This is a genomic window from Lysobacter gummosus, from assembly GCF_001442805.1.
Classification (GTDB): Bacteria; Pseudomonadota; Gammaproteobacteria; order Xanthomonadales; family Xanthomonadaceae; genus Lysobacter; species Lysobacter gummosus.
Genome location: NZ_CP011131.1, coordinates 1,906,054 through 1,921,802 on the forward strand (window position 1 = coordinate 1,906,054; position 15,749 = coordinate 1,921,802).

Annotated in this window: 14 protein-coding genes; 13 read left to right on the plus strand and 1 reads right to left on the minus strand. The window is 67.5% G+C overall.

Translation table 11 applies throughout. From position 1 onward, the window contains the following. Window positions 1-18 precede the first annotated feature (18 nt). From rpoE to recO, 9 genes are all read left to right on the plus strand, one after another. A complete protein-coding gene (rpoE, locus tag LG3211_RS07945) occupies window positions 19-639 on the plus strand; it encodes an RNA polymerase sigma factor RpoE (protein WP_057942362.1) in 621 nt (206 codons plus the stop codon). Beyond that, window positions 639-1,607 carry a sigma-E factor negative regulatory protein gene (locus tag LG3211_RS07950; RefSeq protein WP_057942363.1) on the plus strand — a complete coding sequence of 323 codons (969 nt, stop codon included), beginning with the start codon at window positions 639-641 and terminating at the stop codon, window positions 1,605-1,607. Before rpoE ends, LG3211_RS07950 begins: the two co-directional genes overlap by 1 nt. A gap of 202 nt (window positions 1,608-1,809) precedes the next feature. Further along, window positions 1,810-3,393 carry a DegQ family serine endoprotease gene (locus LG3211_RS07955; protein ID WP_083512864.1) on the plus strand — a complete coding sequence of 528 codons (1,584 nt, stop codon included), beginning with the start codon at window positions 1,810-1,812 and terminating at the stop codon, window positions 3,391-3,393. 296 nt (window positions 3,394-3,689) lie between these two features. Continuing rightward, window positions 3,690-5,483, plus strand: coding sequence for a translation elongation factor 4 (lepA, locus tag LG3211_RS07960; protein ID WP_057942364.1), 1,794 nt, complete (start codon window positions 3,690-3,692; stop codon window positions 5,481-5,483). 193 nt (window positions 5,484-5,676) lie between these two features. Further along, window positions 5,677-6,462, plus strand: coding sequence for a signal peptidase I (gene lepB / locus LG3211_RS07965; protein WP_057942365.1), 786 nt, complete (start codon window positions 5,677-5,679; stop codon window positions 6,460-6,462). Between the two features lie 88 nt (window positions 6,463-6,550). Then, the gene (locus LG3211_RS07970; protein WP_057942366.1) at window positions 6,551-6,928 is read left to right on the plus strand and encodes a DUF4845 domain-containing protein; all 378 of its coding nucleotides are present in this window, start codon (window positions 6,551-6,553) and stop codon (window positions 6,926-6,928) included. Next, window positions 6,921-7,583 carry a ribonuclease III gene (gene rnc / locus LG3211_RS07975; protein WP_057942367.1) on the plus strand — a complete coding sequence of 221 codons (663 nt, stop codon included), beginning with the start codon at window positions 6,921-6,923 and terminating at the stop codon, window positions 7,581-7,583. Before LG3211_RS07970 ends, rnc begins: the two co-directional genes overlap by 8 nt. Before the next feature lie 244 nt (window positions 7,584-7,827). Next, complete coding sequence (era, locus tag LG3211_RS07980; protein WP_057942368.1) at window positions 7,828-8,721, plus strand: GTPase Era; 894 nt, start codon at window positions 7,828-7,830, stop codon at window positions 8,719-8,721. A 168-nt stretch (window positions 8,722-8,889) separates the two neighbouring features. Next, on the plus strand, window positions 8,890-9,639 hold the full coding sequence (recO, locus tag LG3211_RS07985; protein WP_057942369.1) for a DNA repair protein RecO: 750 nt from the start codon (window positions 8,890-8,892) through the stop codon (window positions 9,637-9,639). Window positions 9,640-9,736: 97 nt separating this feature from the next. On the opposite strand, the gene LG3211_RS07990 is transcribed toward recO, so the two are convergent. Continuing rightward, window positions 9,737-10,459 carry an Hpt domain-containing response regulator gene (locus LG3211_RS07990; protein ID WP_057942370.1) on the minus strand — a complete coding sequence of 241 codons (723 nt, stop codon included), beginning with the start codon at window positions 10,457-10,459 and terminating at the stop codon, window positions 9,737-9,739. 45 nt (window positions 10,460-10,504) lie between these two features. Between LG3211_RS07990 and LG3211_RS07995 the strand changes: the two genes are divergently transcribed. The 4 genes from LG3211_RS07995 to LG3211_RS08010 all read left to right on the plus strand — a co-directional run bounded on the left by LG3211_RS07995 (window position 10,505) and on the right by LG3211_RS08010 (window position 15,387). After that, on the plus strand, window positions 10,505-12,523 hold the full coding sequence (locus LG3211_RS07995) for a translocation/assembly module TamB domain-containing protein (protein ID WP_148648795.1): 2,019 nt from the start codon (window positions 10,505-10,507) through the stop codon (window positions 12,521-12,523). 129 nt (window positions 12,524-12,652) lie between these two features. Continuing rightward, complete coding sequence (locus tag LG3211_RS08000) at window positions 12,653-13,297, plus strand: DUF1318 domain-containing protein (protein ID WP_057942372.1); 645 nt, start codon at window positions 12,653-12,655, stop codon at window positions 13,295-13,297. 151 nt (window positions 13,298-13,448) lie between these two features. Beyond that, on the plus strand, window positions 13,449-14,822 hold the full coding sequence (rlmD, locus tag LG3211_RS08005; RefSeq protein WP_057942373.1) for a 23S rRNA (uracil(1939)-C(5))-methyltransferase RlmD: 1,374 nt from the start codon (window positions 13,449-13,451) through the stop codon (window positions 14,820-14,822). A gap of 52 nt (window positions 14,823-14,874) precedes the next feature. After that, window positions 14,875-15,387, plus strand: a complete 513-nt coding sequence (locus tag LG3211_RS08010; protein WP_057942374.1) for a CYTH domain-containing protein — start codon at window positions 14,875-14,877, stop codon at window positions 15,385-15,387. The last annotated feature ends 362 nt before the right edge of the window (window positions 15,388-15,749 follow it).

The window sequence follows — 15,749 nt, forward strand, 5'->3', positions numbered from 1 at the left end:
CAGGAGTGCCGGCGCGGTATGGCCGATAACGAGTTGTTGGACCAGGAGCTGGTCAGGCGTGTCCAGCGCGGCGACAGCACGGCCTTCGATGCCTTGGTACGCAAGTACCAGCATCGGATCACCGCGCTGATCGGGCGCTACATCCCCGACTGGAGCGAATGCCAGGACGTGGCCCAGGAAACCTTCATCCGCGCTTACCGCGCGATGGCGAATTTCCGCGGCGACGCCCAGTTCTATACGTGGTTGCACCGGATCGCCGTGAATACCGCAAAAAACTATCTGGTAGCGCAGAACCGCCGCCCGCCGACCGACGACATCGACGCCGGCGATGCCGAGCAGTTCGAGACCGGCATGCGCCTGCGCGATACCGATACGCCCGAACATGAGCTGCTGCGGCAGGAAATCGAACGCACCGTGATGCGCGTGGTCGAATCCCTGCCGGAGGAGTTGAGGTCCGCGATCACCCTGCGCGAGGTGGACGGTCTGAGCTACGAAGAAATCGCGCAGAAGATGGCCTGCCCGATCGGCACCGTGCGTTCGCGGATCTTCCGCGCCCGCGAGGCGATCGATACGGAACTTCGGCCCCTCTTGGACAATCAAGACCCAGGTACCCAACGCAGCCGGGAGCGCGCTCACTGATGGCATCGACCTCTTTCCATAGCGATGATCGCGAAAACTTGAGCGCGCTGTTCGACGGCGAGCTCGACGACGATGCCGCGCGCTTCGCGCACAAGCGGCTCGGTCACGATGCGCAGTGGCGCGAGACCTGCGGCCGCTGGCAGCTGTGCGGCGACGTGCTGCGCGGCCACGCGCGTGGCAGTGCAGCGCCGGGCTTCGCCGGCACCGGTTTCGCCGACCGCGTGGCGGCGGCCATCGCCGCCGACGCGGCGTTGCAGGCTTCGCGCGATGCGCTGCCGCAAGCCGACGCCGGCCTGAAGCCGCGCCGTGCCGCGGGTTCGCGTCGCGGCTGGATCGGCGGCGCGGCCCTGGCCGCGTCGGTCGCGGTCGCGGCCTTGTTCGTGGCGCGGCCGTTCTCCGACGAGGCCGCCGGCGGCGCGACCGATCCGGCGCAGGTGGCGGCGCAGTCCGCGACCGTCGCGCAGACGCCGCAGCCCAATCCCATTCCCGCGCCGGCTCCGGCAGAAGCGCTGGCCGCCGTGCCCGCGCAAGGCGAGCCTTCGCTGACCTCGGCCGATGCCTCGGGCATCGCCGCCGGCGCGATCGCGGTCGCGGAAATCCCGCGCCGTCTCAACGAACGCCGCTCGCGCGGCCAGAGCCAGCGCGCCGCGGTGCGCGCCTCCGAGCGCCAGAGCCTGCAGCCGCCGTTGCAGATCGCGGCCGCCGCCGGCGCGGCGACGCCGGTCGTGATGGCCGATGCCGCGGCGCACGCCAACCCGTTCCGTCCGCAGCAGAGCGAAGTGCCGGCCTCGCGCCCGTGGCCACGGGCGGCGCTGCCCAACTACCAGTCCGCCGGCAGCGGTTACGCCGCCAGCTACGGCAACGGCGGCCTGAGTTCGCCTTCGTTCTACCCGTTCGAGCCGGCCGTTTCGGCCGAAGACGCGCGAACCCGGCCATCGGTCCAGGAACGGCCGCAGCCGCAGCCCTAAGCTGCCTGTGCCGCGCCGGCCTTAGTCGCTTGCGCAACGCCCGCGCCGTCCACGACGGCCGGGCGCTTCCGAAACAATCAACGTCAAACCCCGCTCGATGCGCGCCGCGCCCGCGCAATGGACCCGTGTTGCCTTCTGCTTGTCCCTTTCCCCGGAAAAACTACGTCGTAATCGAGGTCGCTGCCTAATGAACCGCCTGACGATGAATCGCCTTTCCACGAGTCTTTCCGCCGACCGCCGCCTGCGCAGTCGTCCCCTGCATTCGCTGATGCTGGTCGGCGCGATCGTCGCCGCCCTGCCGGTCGCGTGCACGGCGCAGCCGCCGGCCACGCCGATCGCGCCGCCGCCCGCGGCCACCCCGGCGGCGCCGCTGGTCGCCGGTCTTCCGGACTTCACCAACCTGGTGCAGCGGGTCGGGCCGGCGGTGGTCAACATCAGCGCCGAGGTCACGCCCAAGCGCGAGCGCACCGCGCGCGGCCAGCAGCAGATGCCCGATGAAGACCAGATTCCGGAGTTCTTCCGCCGATTCTTCGGCCCGGACGGCATCCCCGGCGGTCCCGGTGGCGGCGGGCAGAACCCGCGCCAGCCGCGCGGCGGCGCGCGTTCGATCGGCAGCGGCTTCCTGATTTCGCAGGACGGTTACGTGCTGACCAATCATCACGTCGTCGATGGCGCCGACACGGTCACCGTCAAGCTCACCGACCGCCGCGAGTTCAAGGCCAAGGTCATCGGCAGCGATGAGCAGTCCGACGTCGCCCTGCTCAAGATCGAGGCCAAGGACCTGCCGTTCCTGCGCACCGCCAACGCCAGCCTGACCAAGGCCGGACAGTGGGTGGTCGCGATCGGTTCGCCCTTCGGCCTGGATCACTCGGTCACCGCCGGCATCGTCAGCGCGGTCGGCCGCAGTAATCCGTATGCGCCCGATCAGCGCTACGTGCCCTTCATCCAGACCGACGTGGCGATCAACCAGGGCAACTCCGGCGGCCCGCTGCTCAACACCAGCGGCGAGGTGGTCGGCATCAACTCGCAGATCTTCTCCAACTCCGGCGGCTACATGGGCGTGAGCTTCGCCATTCCGATCGACGTGGCGATGAACTCGGCCGAGCAGTTGCGGGCCAAGGGCAAGGTCAGCCGCGGCCAGCTCGGCGTGGTGGTCGAGCCGCTGACCGCCGAGAAGGTGGCCGGCTTCAAGCTGCCCGACAGCGCCGGCGCGCTGATCAACCAGGTCCTGCCGGGCGGCCCGGCGGACAAGGCCGGGCTGGTGCCGGGCGATGTCATCCGCTCGGTCAACGGCACGAAGATTTACGAATCCAGCGATCTGCCGCCGCTGATCGGCAATATCGCGCCCGGTTCCAAGGCCAGGTTGACAGTGTTCCGCGAGGGCAAGAACGTCGAGCTGACCGTGGCCGTCAACGAACTCGACGGCGGCGCCGCCGCCGGCCTGAGCGGCGGTGACGCGCCGAACCGTCCCGGCGACTCCGCGCCCGAATCCAGAAGCAACGCCCTGGGCATCGTCGCGCAGGACGTCGATCCGGCCGCGCGCCAGCGCCTGGGCCTGAAGCCGGGCGAGGGCGTGGTGGTGCGCGATCCGGGCGACTCGGCCGGCGAGGCCGGGGTGCGCCAGGGCGACGTGATCCTGTCGGTCGGCCGCACCCAGGTCGGCAGCGCCGCGGCGTTGAACCGGGCCCTGGCCGGGACCCAGTCGGGGCAGACGGTGATGCTGCTGGTCCGGCGCGGCACCCAGACCCAGTTCATCGCGGTCCAGGCCGGCGGCGCGCAGAAGTGATTCCGGCCCGCCCGCCGCGACTGCCGGGGTCCGCCAGGACCCGCGGGCTCGCGGCGGCGGGTCCGGCCGTGCCATCGGGCGCCCGCCGGGCTTCGGCGGGCGCCTTCGCATCCGTCGCCGGGTTGTGCCGAGCCCGGCCGGTGTCGCGGTGTGTGAACCCGGCCCGGCGGATTTCCGACCGGCGCCGCCTCGCCGGCGCGAAGAACCGCCGGCTGCGGCGGGGGCTGTGCGATAATCTCCCGTTAATTTTCCTGTCCGTTCACTCTTTGGAGTCGGCGAGTCTCACGTCGCCCTGCATGCAACTGATCAGAAACTTCTCCATCATCGCCCACGTCGATCACGGCAAATCGACGCTCGCCGATCGCATCATCCAACTGTGCGGAGGTCTCGAAGCGCGCGAGATGGAAGCGCAGGTGCTCGACTCGAACCCGATCGAGCGCGAACGCGGCATCACCATCAAGGCCCAGTCCGTCTCGCTGCCGTACAAGGCGAAGGACGGCAAGACCTATCAACTCAATTTCATCGACACCCCCGGCCACGTCGATTTCAGCTACGAGGTCAGCCGCTCGCTGGCCGCCTGCGAAGGCGCGCTGCTGGTGGTGGACGCGGCCCAGGGCGTGGAAGCGCAGTCGGTCGCCAACTGCTACACCGCGGTCGAGCAGGGCCTGGAAGTGGTGCCGGTGCTCAACAAGATCGACCTGCCCACCGCCGACATCGAGCGCGCCAAGGCCGAGATCGAAGCGGTCATCGGCATCGACGCCGAGGATGCGGTCGCGATCAGCGCCAAGACCGGTCTCAACGTCGATCTGGTGCTCGAGGCCATCGTCCAGCGCATTCCGCCGCCCAAGCCGCGCGACACCGACAAGCTGCAGGCGCTGATCATCGACTCGTGGTTCGACAACTACCTGGGCGTGGTCTCGCTGGTGCGGGTCATGCAGGGCGAAATCACCCCGGGCACGAAGATCCTGGTCATGTCCACCGGTCGCACCCATCTGGTGGACAAGGTCGGCGTGTTCACGCCCAAGCGCAAGGACCTGGCCAAGCTCGGCGCGGGCGAAGTGGGCTGGATCAACGCCTCGATCAAGGACGTGCACGGCGCGCCGGTGGGCGACACCCTGACCCTGGCCAGCGATCCGGCCGCCAAGCCGCTGCCGGGCTTCCAGGAAATGCAGCCGCGCGTGTTCGCCGGCCTGTTTCCGGTCGACGCCGAGGACTATCCGGCGCTGCGCGAGGCCCTGGAAAAACTGCGACTCAACGACGCCGCGCTGCGCTTCGAGCCGGAAAGCTCCGAGGCCATGGGCTTCGGCTTCCGCTGCGGCTTCCTGGGCATGCTGCACATGGAGATCGTGCAGGAGCGCCTGGAGCGCGAGTACGACCTCAACCTGATTTCCACCGCGCCGACGGTGATCTACGAAGTGCTCAAGACCGACGGCACGGTCATCCCCATGGACAACCCGGCCAAGCTGCCGCCGGTCAACATGGTGCAGGAAATCCGCGAGCCGGTGATCCGCGCCAACATCCTCACGCCGCCCGACTACATCGGCAGCGTGATCAAGTTGTGCGAGGAAAAACGCGGCGTGCAGATCGGCATCACCTACATGGCCAGCCAGGTGCAGATCAGCTATGAGCTGCCGATGGCCGAGGTGGTGCTGGACTTCTTCGACAAGCTCAAGTCGGTCTCGCGCGGCTACGCTTCGCTGGACTATCACTTCCTGCGTTTCCAGGAAGGCCCGTTCGTGCGCGTGGACACGCTGATCAACGGCGACAAGGTCGATGCGCTGTCGATCATCGTCCACCGCAGCCACGCCGACCGGCGCGGCCGCGACCTGTGCGAGAAGATGAAGGACCTGATCCCGCGGCAGATGTTCGACGTCGCCATCCAGGCCGCGGTCGGCTCGCAGATCATCGCCCGCAGCACGGTCAAGGCGATGCGCAAGAACGTTTTGGCCAAATGTTATGGTGGCGACATCAGCCGCAAGAAGAAGCTCCTCGAGAAGCAGAAAGAGGGCAAGAAGCGGATGAAGCAGGTCGGCCGGGTCGAGATTCCGCAGGAAGCCTTCCTCGCGGTGCTGTCCACCGACAACAAGTAAAGCGGACGGGAATAGGGACAGGGGAATCGGGAATCGTCGTCAAGTCGGCCGGCATCCGGTTTTTCTGAAGTTTTCGTCTCCATCAACTAGCGCGGGAGGCGGGTAAGACAGGTTCGGGATGGGGGCGACGGCTTTGGCCGGTTCCCGATTCCCGATACCCGATTCCCGGCCATTCCCGCCCAAAGGATTAAGCATGCGTTGGTTCGAAATCGCTCTGGTGTCGCTGACTTTGTTCACCGGCCTGGTCTGGTTGCTCGACAAGGCGGTGCTGGCCAAGCGCCGCGCCGCGCGCGAAGGCCTGCTCGACGACGGCAAGGAGCCGGTCGTAGTCGACTACTCCAAAGCCTTTTTCCCGGTGCTGTTCGTGGTGCTGATCCTGCGCAGCTTCATCGCCGAGCCGTTCCGCATTCCGTCGAACTCGATGATGCCGACCCTGCTGACCGGCGATTTCATCCTGGTCAACAAGTTCACTTACGGCCTGCGCCTGCCGATCACCAATCAGAAGATTCTCGCGATGGGCGAGCCCGAGCGCGGCGACGTGGTCGTGTTCCGTCCGCCGCACCACCCCGAGCAGGACTGGATCAAGCGCATCATCGGCCTGCCGGGCGACAAGGTCAGCTATCGCGACGGCCGCCTGACGGTCAACGGCGAGCCGATCATTTATGCGCCGATCGGCACCTACCAGGGCCGCGGCAACGGTACGGAAATGACCGGTGCGCAAGAATTGCGCGAACAGATCGGCAAACATGTGCACCGTATCCTGTTGCGCACCGAATCGCCGCTGCTCGACCTGGGCGAGGGCGACTGGGTCGTCCCGGACGGCGAGTATTTTGTGATGGGCGACAATCGCGACAACAGCGAGGACAGCCGATACTGGGGCTACCTGCCGGAGCAGAATCTGCGCGGTCGGGCTTTCCTGATCTGGATGAATTTCGACGGGGGCGTGGATTTTTCCCGGATCGGTAATAGCATTCCGTAACCGCGCCCGCCGTCGCGCGGTCGTCAGGAGCGGGGCCGCCCTGGATCGGCGAACGTGATCGGCAATGGGATCAAAGGGGATTGAAGGTATGAAGCGTAATCAGAGCGGCATCACCCTGATCGGGTTCATCATCGTGCTCGGCGTGGCCGGCCTGTTTGTCTATGTCGGTATGAAGCTGGTGCCGATGTACAGCGAGTTCTATTCGGTCAAGCGTTCGCTGGCCGACCTGGCCAAGGAGCCGGGCGCGGGCCACATGGACGCCGCCAAGGCGCGCGACTTGTTCTTTCGCCGCATGGACATGAGCTATGTCGACAGCGTGAAGCAGGAAAACTTCAAGATCCTGCGCAACGACCGCGGCATGCAGATCACCGTCAAGTATGAAGTGCGTCGTCCGCTGATCGCCAACCTCGACGTGATCGGACATTTCGAAGCGGTCCAGCAACTGACTTCGAAAGAAGGTGATTGATCGCCTCGGCCACGGCTTCGCCAACCCGGCATTGCTGCAGCAGGCGTTGACCCACCGCAGCGCCGGGGCGCCGCACAACGAACGCCTGGAATTTCTGGGCGATGCGCTGGTGAATCTGTTCATGGCCGAGGCGCTGTACCAGCGTTGGCCGCAGGCCGATGAGGGCGCGCTGACCCGCGCCCGCGCCGAACTGGTGCGCGAGTCGGCGTTGGCGCCGATCGCGCGCGCGCTGGAACTCGGCGGCCGGCTCACGCTCGGCCCCGGCGAAATGAAATCCGGCGGCCACCGCCGCGATTCGATCCTGGCCGATGCCCTGGAAGCCGTGGTCGCAGCCATCTACCTCGACGCCGGCTTCGAGACCTGCCGCGAGCGGGTACTGCCCTGGTTCGTGCAGGCGATGGACGCGTTGCCGCCGGCGCACAAGGTCGGCAAGGACGCCAAGACCCGCCTGCAGGAATGGCTGCAGGGACGGCAGAAACCGCTGCCGGTCTACGCCCTGTTGTCGGAAAGCGGCGAAGACCACGCCAAGAGCTTCCGTGTCAGCTGCACCCTGAGCCAGCCGCCGCTCACTTCCGAGGGCGAAGCCGGTTCACGCCGCGCCGCCGAACAACTGGCGGCAGAAGAAGCCCTGCGCCTGCTCAAGGCCGACGACTGAGCCGCGCCGGCTTGCCCGGTATCGGCGTCGCCGGCGGCCCTGTGAAGCCTGTCGGCTGAAAAGCCGGCGAACGCAGCACACCGCGCATTACGTCCCATCCCCGACCGTCCAGCCTCATCCACCGGCCTCGCCGGCAGCCCCCGTGGCCGCCGCCAGCACCGATTTCCTCCTTTCCAGCCGCCATTCGTGAACGCGCCCGCTGCCCGCGTTTGCCCTGGCCGCGCCGCACGCGGACAATTCGCCAATGAACCCCACTCCTTATCGCGCCGGCCACGTCGCCGTCATCGGCCGTCCCAACGTCGGCAAATCCACCCTGGTCAACGCTCTGGTCGGGGCCAAGATCAGCATCGTCTCGCCGCGTCCGCAGACCACCCGCCACCGCCTGCTCGGCATCGCCACGTTTCCCGAGGGCCAGTTGCTGCTGGTGGACACGCCCGGCATCCACCGCGAACAGAAGCGCGCGATGAACCGGATGATGAATCGCGCCGCGCGCGGTTCGCTGGAAGGCGTCGATGCGGCCTTGCTGGTCGTGCGCGCGGGCAAGTGGGAGGACGAAGACAGCCTGGCGTTCGACGCGCTGCGCGGCGCCGGCCTGCCGGTGGTGCTGGTGGTCAATCAGGTCGATCGCATCGCGGATAAGACCGCGTTGCTGCCGTATCTGGCCCAGGTCAGCGAAGGCCGCGAATTCGCCGGTGTGCATCCGATCTCCGCGCTCAAGCGCAGCGGCCTGGAAGCGTTGGTCAAGACCGTGATGGCGCTGCTGCCCGAGCAGGAAGCGCTGTACGGCGAAGACGAGATCACCGACAAGAGCCAGCGCTTCCTCGCCGGCGAAATGGTGCGCGAGCAGGTCATGCGCCAGCTCGGCGAAGAACTGCCGTATGCGACCACGGTCGAGATCGAACGTTTCGAAGTCGACGGCGCGCTGCTGCGCATCGGCGCGGTGATCTGGGTCGAGCGCGACGGCCAGAAGGCGATCGTGATCGGCAAGGGCGGCACGCGCCTGCGCGAGATCGGCGCCAAGGCCCGCGTGCAGATGGAGCATCTGTTCGGCGCGAAAGTGTTCCTGGAAACCTGGGTGCGCGTGCGCGAGGGCTGGTCGGACGACGAGGCGGCGTTGCGGCAGTTGGGGTACGAATAAGGCAGGGAATCGGGAATCGGGAATGGAGAATCGGGAATGGAGAATCGGAACAGCCGTGATTCATGGCCGCCGCGCGCCGCCGAAGCACTTCCTTGAACGATTTCTTATCAAGTCTTCGCGCTTGGTTTTGACCGATTCCCCATTCTCGATTCCCAATTCCCGGCCCCAATGCGCCTGTCCGCCGAACCCGCCTACGTCCTGCACACGCGCCCCTGGCGCGAGACCAGCTTGCTGGTCGAGGCGCTCAGCGAACAGCACGGCCGCATCGGCCTGATCGCGCGCGGTGTGCAAGGGCCCAAGCGGCAGGTGCTGCGCGCGGCGCTGCAACCGTTCCAGTACATCCGCGTGGACGCGTTGCTGCGCGGCGAACTCGCGCGCCTGATCGCGGCCGAGGCCGTGGACGCCGCGCCGCGCCTGCACGGCGAAGCCGCGCTGGCCGGGTTCTACATCAACGAACTGCTGCTGCGGCTGGTGCCGCGCGGCGATCCGTTCCCGGAGCTGTTCGATCTCTACGGCCGCACCCGCGCCGAGCTGGACGGCGACAATCTGGCCTGGACCTTGCGCCGCTTCGAGCGCGATCTGCTCGAAGCCCTGGGTTCGGGGTTCGATTGGCGCGTGGACGCCGACGGCGTCGCCATCGATCCGGCCGCGCGTTACCGCCTCGACGCCGAGCAGGGGCCGCGGCGCCTGCTCAGCGACCGCGGACACGGAGAACGCAACGCCGCCGCGACCGGCCGCGCCTTACTCGCGTTGGCCGACGACGTGGTGCCGCAGGCTTCGGATTTGCCGGGCCTGCGCCACGTCATGCGCAGCGTGCTCGTGCACCACCTGGGGCCGCGCGGATTGAAGTCGTGGGAGATGCTGGCCGAGCTGTCGCGGGTATCGGTCAAGCGCGAACCGGGCCCGGTCGCCGAGTGATGCGGTTGAAACTGTGGGAGGGAGCTTCAGCCCCGATGCCTTTCGATCCGCCATGCCCTGACCGAAAAGCATCGGGGCTAAAGCTCCCTCCTACAAATCAGCCCGCTTGCTCGATCGTGTCCTGCGCAGCCAGATCGAACTGATTCAACAACGCCCGCGAATCGGGCTGGGCCTGCAGTGCCTGCACCGCCTCGCCCAGGCGCGCGGCGCCGACGAAACCGCAACTGGCGCGCAGCTTGTGCAACTCACCGCGCATCGCTTCGAGGTTGCCCAGTTGCGAGGCCGCCAGAATCGAGCGGCGCGCGTTCGGCAGTTCCTGTGTGAACAATCCGCGCAAGGTGGCGATGTGGGCGCGGTTGCCGTTGAGCGCGCGCGCGGCGCCGTCGTCGTCCCAGACCGCGGACTGGCCGGCGGCGGAGGCGGGCGCGGCGGGTTGATCGTGTTCCGGCAAGCCGAGCAGGCGCCGGATCGCGCAGCGGATCGCCGCCGCCGGCAGCGGCTTGACCAGGACTTCGGAGAAGCCCGAAGCGATCAGGCGATCGCGCACTTCGCTTTCGCCGGTGGCGGTATGCGCCAGCGCCGGCGTGCGTGGATGGCTACGGCGCAGGCGTTCGAGCAGATCGATGCCGCTGCCGTCGGGCAGGTGCGCATCGAACAGCCACAGCTGGTAATCCTGGGACGCGCTAAGCGCCATCGCCGAGGCCAGGCTGTCGGCGCCGTCGACGTAGGCGGGTACCGCTTCTACGGCGGCGGTCAGAAAAGCGCGGCTGGTCGGATCGTCCTCGACCAGCAATACGCGTGGGACTTGGGGATTCTTCATTGCCGGTTCGCTTCCGCCCGCTATCCTGCATCCATGCTGCGGACCATGTTACGCCTCCTGATGGGTTTGTCGCTGCCCGCTTTGTGGGCGGCGACGACCGATGCTGAGGCGCGCACGCTGAACGCCAGGATGGCGCGGGTCGCGACCGCTGTTGCAACTTTGGAACAGGTGCAAGTGCGTCTTTCCTGGCCGGCGCAGGCCACCGAGGGGACACTGGAATTACGCGCCGCGCGAATCCAGGCGCCGGACCTGGGTTACCGCTTCCGCGACGTGGTCTGGCGCTGCCCGCTCAAGCGCGACGGCCGCGGCGGCTGGCGTTGCGAAGGCGAGTTGCGCGGCGGCGCCGGCAAGCCGCTGCGGCTGGCGCTGGACCTGGGCGTGGCCAGCACCGACGCGCGCCTGAGCCAGGGCGGCGGCGCCTTGTCGCTGCATCGCGCCGCGGCCTCGCCGGACCTGACCCGGATCGAACTGGCGCGGGTGCCGCTGGCCTGGGCGCAGGCGCTGGTCGCGCAGGCCTGGCCGGAGGCGCGGCTCAAGGCCGGCACCCTCGACGGCCATCTCGATATCGCCGCGCCCGAACATAAACCGCTCAGCATCGCTGGCCCGTTGCGCCTGAGCGGCGGCGCCCTGGACACGCCCGACGGCCTGACCGCGGCGGAGAAACTCGGCGCGCAATTGCAGATCGACGCCTCGCTGGACCGCAGCGATCGCGTCGCCATCGGCGGCCGTCTGCTCGGCGGCGAAATGTTGTTCGGCAACGCCTACGTGTCGCTGCAGCAACGCCCGGTCGATCTGCGCATCGAAGCGAGCCAGAACCCGGGCGAGGGCTGGCGCCTGCCGCGATTGTCGTGGCGCGACGGTGGCATCCTCGCGCTCGATGGCAGCGCGGCGCTGACGCCCGATGCTTCGTTGGCGGCGCTGGATCTGAACCTCGACAGCGCCGACCTCGCGCCGCTGCGCGACGGCTATCTGTCGGGCTTCCTCGGCCTGGCCGGTCTGGCCAAGCTGGAGCTGTCCGGCGCCATGCAGGCGCGTGTGCGCATGAGCGGCGGCGAGCTGCAGCAGGCCGAGGCGAATCTGCACGAGGTGGCGTTGAAAGACGACCAGGGCCGGTTCCGCTTCGAAGGCCTCGACGGCAGCGTCGCCTACTCGGCCGACGCGCCGCGCGACAGCGAATTGAGTTGGCGCGAAGGCGCCTTGTACGGGCTCGGATTCGGCGCGGTGCGGCTGCCTTTTTCCAGCGGCGCCGGCGAATTGCGCCTGCGCCGCGCGGTGGATTTCCCGATGCTCGGCGGCCGCGCCGGCTTCGACGGCCTGCGCCTGCGCCCGCCCTCCGGCGGCAAGGGCCTGGACCTGCGCTTCGGCCTGAATCTGGAGCGGCTAGATGTAGGCCAACTGGCCAAGGCGCTGGACTGGCCGGCCTTCACCGGCGAGCTCAGCGGCCGCCTGCCCGAAGCCCATTACGCCGACGACCGGCTCGAACTCAACGGTGGCCTGACCATGCAGTTGTTCGGCGGCACGGTGGCGGTGTCGTCGCTGGCGATGGAGCGTCCGTTCGGGGTCGCGCCGACGCTGAGCTCGGACTTGGCGCTGGAGAGCATCGACCTGGAGTCGCTGACCGGCGTGTTCGGCTTCGGCAGCATCACCGGACGGCTCTTCGGCCGGATCGAACAACTGCGCCTGGTCGATTGGCAGCCCACCGCGTTCGACGCCGAGCTGCACACGCGCAAGACCCGCGGCGTGCGCCAGCGCATCAGCCAGCGCGCCGTGCAGGACCTGTCCAGCGTCGGCGATTCGTCCTTCGTCGGCAGCCTGCAGGACAAGCTGATCGGATTCTTCGACGATTTCGGCTACGCCCGCCTCGGTATTTCCTGTCGTCTGGCCGACGAGGTCTGCCACATGGACGGCCTGGGCGCGGCCAAGAACGACGGCTTCACTATCGTTCAAGGCTCGGGCGTGCCGCACCTGGACGTGGTCGGCTACAACCGCCGAGTCGATTGGCCGACCCTGCTCGAACGCCTGGAAGCGGTCAGCAAGGGCGATGTGAAGCCGGTGGTTCAGTAGCCGATCGGCCCGCCGCCGACGTAGCCTTGTCGTTCAACGGCGCCGTGGTTCAATAGGCGCCATTCGCTCAACCCGCGACCGGACCCGCGGGATACCGCGCCGGACGCGCACAACCAGAAGGATTCGCTCATGCGCCGTTGGATGGGAGTACCGGTCGCCGCCGTGATGTTGACGGCTTGCGTGACGATCAACGTCTACTTCCCGGCCGCCGAGGCCAAGGAAGCGGCCAAGGAGTTCGTGGAGAAGGTGATCGGCGATCAACCGCAGATGCAGGCGCCCGAGGTTCCAAAGGAAGGCGGCAAGCCCGGTGGCGGAGGCGGCAACGCTTTCCTGAGCTCGCCCAAATTGGAATGGGGCCAACTGGCCAGCCGCATCGACTGGCTGTCGCTGGCCGGCATCGGCAGCGCGCAGGCGCAGTCGCCCGACATCTCGATCAAGACCCCGGCGATCCAGGCGATCCAGTCGCGCATGGCGCAGCGTTTCGACGGCCAGTTGCGCGCGCACTTCGACTCCGGCGCGCTCGGCTTCGCCAGCAACGGCACGGTCAGCGTGCGCGACGCCTCCAAGATCCCGCTGTCGGACCGGGTCGGCGTCAACCAGGCGGTGGCCGACCAGGGCCGCGATTCGGCCGCGGTCTACCGCGAGATCGCCGTCGCCAACGGCCACCCGGAATGGGAAGCGCAGATCCGCCAGGTGTTCGCCCGGCAATGGGTCGACAGCGCCAAGGGCGGCTGGTGGTATCAGGATGCCGGCGGCGGCTGGAAGCAAAAGTAAGTAAGAGGCGGGGTTCGAGATTCACGATTCGGACAAGCAAAAGCCCGCATTTGCGGGCTTTTGCGCATCTGGCGGCTTCGCGGCGGCTTTTGCCAATCCCGAATCCCGAATCGCCAATCCCGAGCATGCGACAATGCGCCCCCTTTGATTCCTGCCAGCAGCTGTGGCCCGCATCGATCAAACCCCCTTCGAGGTCGCCATCACCGGCCTCACTCACGACGGCCGCGGTGTGGCCCGGCGCGTGGACCCCAAGGCGCCCAACGAGGCCGGCAAAGCCATCTTCGTCGCCGGCGCGTTGCCGGGCGAGCGCGTCATGGCCAAGCAGACCGCGCGTTCGCGCAGCTTCGACGAAGCGGTGACGCTGGAAGTGCTGCAGGCCTCGGCCGATCGCGTGCAACCGCGCTGCGTGCATTTCGGCACCTGCGGCGGCTGCGCCTTGCAGCACATGGCCGAAGAACAGCAGATTCTCGCCAAGCAGCGCGTGCTGATGGAAAACTTCGAACGCATCGGCCACGTCATGCCCGAGCGCGTGCTGCCGGCGCTGACCGATTCGGCCTGGGGCTATCGCCGCAAAGGCCGGTTCTCGGTGCGCCGGGTCGAGAAAAAGGACAAGACCCTGGTCGGTTTTCGCGAGACCGATCCGCGTTTCGTCGCCGACATCGGCCGCTGCGAAACCGTGATTCCGGCGATAGGCGACAAGATTTCCGCGCTCGCGCAACTCATCGACGGCCTGCAGGCGCGGCGCGAAATTCCGCAGGTGGAATTCATCGGCGGCGATCGCCAGGACGCCGGCGAGAATTCGCACAGCGGCATCGCGTTGACCTTCCGTCATCTGACGCCGCTGTCGCAGGACGATCGCGACGCCATCGTCGCTTTCGCCCGCCAGAACGAATTCGCCGTGTTTCTGCAGCCCGGCGGAATCGAGAGCGTGCACCCGCTGTGGCCGGCCGATCCGCAGCTGTCGTTCACGCTGCCGCAGTGGAATCTGGAGCTGAAGTTCCGTCCGCTGGACTTCATCCAGGTCAATGCCGGGCTCAACGGCCACATGATCCAGCACGCCCTGGATCTGCTCGCGCCGCAGCCGGAGGATCGCGTGCTGGATCTGTTCGCCGGCCTGGGCAATTTCACCTTGCCGCTGGCGCGCAGCGTGCGCGAAGTGGTCGGCGTGGAAGGCGAAGCCGGGCTGGTCAAGCGTGCGCGCGAAAACGCCGAGCACAACGGCCTGGCCAACGCGAAGTTCTACGCCGCCGATCTGGGCAAGGATCTGAGCGGCGAGCCGTGGATGCGCGAAGGCTTCGACCGCCTGCTGCTGGACCCGCCGCGTTCGGGCGCCGACTTCGTGCTGACGCAACTGCCGCTCAAGCAGTTCAAGCGCATCGTCTACGTCAGCTGCCATCCGGCCTCGCTGGCGCGCGACGCCGGTTACCTGGTGCGCGAAAAGGGCTGGAAGCTGCGCGCGGCCGGGGTGATGGACATGTTTCCGCACACCGCGCACGTGGAATCGATCGCGATGTTCGAGCGCTGAGGCAGCGCTTGCGCGGTAACCGGTTGTTGTTTGTTTCTTCAGGGAAATTTTCGTGGGCATCGAAATCGAACGCAAATTCCTGGTGATCGGCGAATCCTGGCGCGAAGCCGCGCACAAGGTCGTGCCGATGGCGCAGGGGTATCTCAACGATCTGGCGGCGATGGACACCGGTGCGATGAAAGCCTCGGTGCGCGTGCGCATCGCCGGCGATGAGGCCTTCCTCAATCTGAAATCGCGAGAGCTGGGCCATACCCGGCAGGAATTCGATTACCCGATCCCGGTCGAGGACGCGCGCGGCCTGCTCGCGCTCAGCGTCGGCGGCATGGTCGATAAACGCCGCCATTACGTTCAGTACGAAGGGCATCTGTGGGAAGTCGATGAATTCCTCGGCGACAACGCCGGGCTGGTCGTGGCCGAGATCGAACTGGCCAGCGCCGACGCCGAATTCGCCAAGCCCGACTGGGCCGGCGCCGAGGTCACCGACTCGGTGCGTTACTACAATCTGGCGCTGGCGACCCGGCCGTATGCGCAGTGGACCCAGGCCGAGCGCGACGGCGCGGCCTGAGCCGCGCATCAGCGGCTGCGCGAGGTCTTTTGCAGGAGGGGCTTCAGCGCCGATGCCTTTCGCTCAGGTCGCGGCCATTCGCCACTTCTGAACCAAGAGCGTCGGGGCTGAAGCTTCCTCCCACAAAGCCCTCATCAGCGACTCCACGAGGTCTGTTGTGGGAGGGGTTTCAGCCCCGATGCTTTTCGCTCAGGTCACGACTATTCGCCACATCTGAGCCAAGAGCGCCGGGGCTGAAGCCCCCCTGTAAAAGGCCTCGTGGGCCGGCCCCGGGCCCGCCACCCCGGCAGGATGCCCCGCCGCCGCATCTGCGCGACAATACGCACAGCGCAGACCGCGCTGTTTTCTCCTTCAGGAGTTCC